Genomic DNA, 2,993 nt, shown 5'->3' with positions numbered 1-2,993 from the left:
GTATTAACTCAAGAGGAAATTGCTGCTTTGGGTGGTCCTTCGGGGTTTAATGCATTGCGTCAATCAATCAAGAATGGATATGCCGATGGGGGTATAGTTAGTGAAACACCGTCTATATTTACTCAGAAAAATATTGAACCTACTAGACAGCGTGGCAGTGGCGTTAATATCAATATTAATGTTCCTCCAGGCTATACAGCTAGAGAGCGCAGATTATCAAATGGCGATGTGACAATTGATGTTGTGAGACAAGAGGTTGAACAAGCCTTTACTCGATTAGGAACCCAGGCAAATAGTCATGAGTCACAAATGATGCAACAAGGTTTTATGGTCGAACGAAATAGGGGGTAATTTTGGATACTTTCATGCTTTGCCCCTTGCAAGAAGGGTATGGCTTTACACCAGGTAATGATATTCGTGAACAAGAAAATGAAGGGGGAATGCCAAGGCAAGCCCCCTTTTTTGTTGGTTCGCCTCATTCAGTTACTGTTTCTGTCTTATTGAAAGATGATGCAGACCGTCAATATTTTTGGGCCTTCTGGAGAACTAAACAGCGTAAACCAGAAAATTGGAAATGGGAGCTTTCATTAGACCACGGGATAGTTGAAGAGTGTGAATGTCGGTTCACATCTAAATCTTTACCTGGTGAATCAAAGCGAAATGGCGTTGTAGTCATGGTTAGCTTTCAAGTGATTGTTAAACCAATCAAACGTAGTGCTGATTTAGACCGAAATATCGTTAATTTACGCCAAGGCGTTGAGTCTAGTGAAGTAATTGATGATATCGAAAAAGTGCCAAATGAATGGCTACCTGATGCATTAGGGGTAAATCCATGATTGAACTTACACCAGAACAGCTTGCTTTACTTGATCAGTCAGCAGGCCCAATTGGTTGGCTTGAGTCTGTTGAAATTTCCCATCCGAATTGGCCGCAAGTTTTACATTATGTGGTCAATTCCAGGGAGCCAATATCTTTAACCCATGAAGATGGGCAAAGTTTTGAATATGTTTATGTGCCTTTAACTATTAATCGCGGGGGCGATGAAGATAATCTTGATCAAAAGCTTTCAGCCATGATTGGTGATGTTGGAACCATCATTCCCGATCTGATTAAGCTGGTGCTTCAAGATGAAGAGATTACACCACCAGTTTTAAATTATCGGGCTTATAACATGGGGAATTATGACGTTCCAGCGTGGGTGGTCAAAGATTTAGAAATTGCTGTGGTCACTCGTGATTATCGTGGTTCAAATATAGAGTCTCAAGCGCCTGGATTAAATGATTCTGGCAATGGTGAAATTTATTCACCTAGTACCGATGAAAGTTTAGAAGGTTTTTATGCATGAACATTATCGAGTTGTTTTACTGCAAATATGATCCTGAAAAATTTCATTGTGTTCATTTCGTTATTAAAGCAGCAAAACATATTTATGGCCTAGATTATTCCCCGTGTTTTGTTGGTTTGGCACAGCCTTTAAGTGAGGCAATTAAGACTTCAAGAGAAACGGTTCATAGAAATAAGGCGATAAAGAAGCCAAAAGAGGGCTGCATAGTCCTAATGACATATATGAATGAAAGCTCACACGTTGGGCTTTTTTTTGATCATACAATTTTTCATTTATCTGAGAGTGGCGTGCAACGCATCACAGTTAAGACGGCTAACAATTGGTTTAAACGGATTCGATACTATGAGCCGAATTTACATCATTAAAAATTCTTTAGAAGAGCATGTAAAAGAAACGGTTGAAACCGATAATATTTTGCATACTTTCCTTAGTGAAAGAGCTAAGCATCCGCAGGCTAAAATTTACAAGGGAAATCCTTGTCCAGAAAATGATATATCGCCAACAAAAGCGGATATGTCATCTGTTGCTCGTCTCTTGGAAATAACAGACGAATGTACGATTGTTCGTTATCCTGGTGAATTGGCTTCAACAGTAACGTGGATTGCTTCAAAGTTACTTGGACAGGCTGTTTCTGCTTTAGTTAAGTTGCCAAAAGCTCCAACTAACAATAGTTCGATGACAGGTTCGAGTAATAATAATTTATCGAACCCTGAAAACCGTCAACGAATTAAGCAAAGAGTGCCTTATGTATTGGGTGGGCCGAAAGCTATACCTGATTTGTTTGCCCCTCCATATCGATATTTCAAAGATGGGGTAGAAGTTGAAGAGCTTTTGCTATGCGTTTGTGAAAACCCTGTAAGACTGTCTCAATTTAAGACCGGTGATACTCCGATTCAAGAGATACCAGGAACAAGCTTGTCGGCTTATGGGCTAAATCAATCCTTGGTTGGTAGTGAAACAATTTTTAAATGGGGTGATACCTTTACTGAAGCTCCAGTAATTGCCCGGCAAAATGATTCGATTAATGGTCAAACAGCTTTGCCACCAAATAGCACACGGGTTGAAGCTGGAGATATTTATTTTCAATATCCTAATATGATTAAGGCCAATGATCAGGGTACAGCAGATCGATTTAACTCATTCAATATTAATGAATCTCTAATTATCAGTGGTGCAAATTTTGGTATTTCTGATTTGTCTATAACTGGTCAAGTCAGTGTGGACCCAACAAATGAAACATTTGCAATTCAATCAACGCAAAATGTTTTGGATTATCAGAATTACCGAAAAATTAATGTGACTTCTTTGCTGGTTACCGATCCGGTAAATGAACAACTTGATTTAGCGGGTTTATACGATATTGATTCAGTAACCTATGTATCAAATGTATATACGATTCATTTGAAAAACCCAGTGTCAACAAACACAAACTTTTCAAATGTGACTGAAGTATTAACTTCAAATATCTCGGCAAATTTAACAGCTAATACAGCAAACATCTTTTTAGATGGTGAATATGTTGTTACGGGTGTTGATACCACGAATAAGCAGCTCACATTAGCAACGCCAAGCGGGGTAAATTCCGATTGGAATAAGTTAGAAGATTTACAAGACCAAAAGACCAGTACAGGCAATATCAAGTTACGTG

Annotated in this window: 3 protein-coding genes and 2 pseudogenes; all 5 read left to right on the top strand. The window is 38.8% G+C overall.

The genetic code is table 11. The annotated features are described in order from the left end of the window. Window positions 1-351 (top strand): annotated as a pseudogene (locus UC75_RS07285) (hypothetical protein); the annotation flags it as partial. Window positions 352-365: 14 nt separating this feature from the next. Continuing rightward, a complete protein-coding gene (locus UC75_RS07280; protein ID WP_049837171.1) occupies window positions 366-836 on the top strand; it encodes a hypothetical protein in 471 nt (156 codons plus the stop codon). Then, window positions 833-1,345: a hypothetical protein gene (locus tag UC75_RS07275; protein WP_049837170.1), complete on the top strand. Its 513-nt coding sequence runs from the start codon at window positions 833-835 to the stop codon at window positions 1,343-1,345. Before UC75_RS07280 ends, UC75_RS07275 begins: the two co-directional genes overlap by 4 nt. Beyond that, window positions 1,342-1,710 carry a hypothetical protein gene (locus UC75_RS07270; RefSeq protein ID WP_049837169.1) on the top strand — a complete coding sequence of 123 codons (369 nt, stop codon included), beginning with the start codon at window positions 1,342-1,344 and terminating at the stop codon, window positions 1,708-1,710. The genes UC75_RS07275 and UC75_RS07270 overlap by 4 nt, the downstream gene beginning before the upstream one ends. Beyond that, window positions 1,688-2,993, top strand: a pseudogene (locus UC75_RS20605) (phage tail protein); the annotation flags it as partial. The gene UC75_RS07270 and the pseudogene UC75_RS20605, both read left to right, overlap by 23 nt.

This window comes from Acinetobacter sp. V2, assembly GCF_001188385.1.
Lineage (GTDB): Bacteria > Pseudomonadota > Gammaproteobacteria > Pseudomonadales > Moraxellaceae > Acinetobacter > Acinetobacter oleivorans.
Note: the sequence above shows the minus strand (reverse complement) of the source record. Positions and strands in the feature narration are given on the sequence as shown.

Excerpts from the sequence above, each read along its gene's own strand:
- UC75_RS07270 (WP_049837169.1), top strand. The coding sequence starts at position 1,342 with ATGAACATTATCGAGTTGTTTTACTGCAAATATGATCCTGAAAAATTT.
- UC75_RS07280 (WP_049837171.1), top strand. The coding sequence starts at position 366 with ATGCTTTGCCCCTTGCAAGAAGGGTATGGCTTTACACCAGGTAATGAT.
- UC75_RS07275 (WP_049837170.1), top strand. The coding sequence starts at position 833 with ATGATTGAACTTACACCAGAACAGCTTGCTTTACTTGATCAGTCAGCA.